The sequence below is a fragment of the Methylobacterium sp. D54C genome (assembly GCF_053345595.1).
Window position 1 is genome coordinate 1 of record NZ_JBKFAK010000257.1, and the last position, 283, is coordinate 283.

A 283-nucleotide genomic window follows, 5' to 3' on the forward strand; every position below is an offset into this window, starting at 1 on the left:
CGGCGAAAGGCGACCCGAACCGCCTCGGCGTCATGGGATGGTGCCGCGGCGGGCGCGCCACGTGGCTCTACGCGGCGCATCGTCGCGACCTGAAGGCGGCCGGCGCTTGGTACGGGCCGGTCGGTGGCGAGCGGACCGACATCCAGCCGCGCACCGCCGGCGACGTGGCGGCCGAGATCCACGCGCCGCTCCTCGCCCTCTACGGCGGGGCCGATACCGGCATCCCCGTGGCGGCGGGCGAGGAGGCGCGCGACCGCGCCAGGGCGGCCGGCAAGAGCGTCGA

Annotated in this window: 1 protein-coding gene; it reads left to right on the forward strand. The window is 77.4% G+C overall.

The features are described from left to right. Positions 1 to 283 (forward strand): dienelactone hydrolase family protein (locus ACLBYB_RS33415; protein WP_447701449.1); only part of this gene is annotated, 283 nt, incomplete at both ends.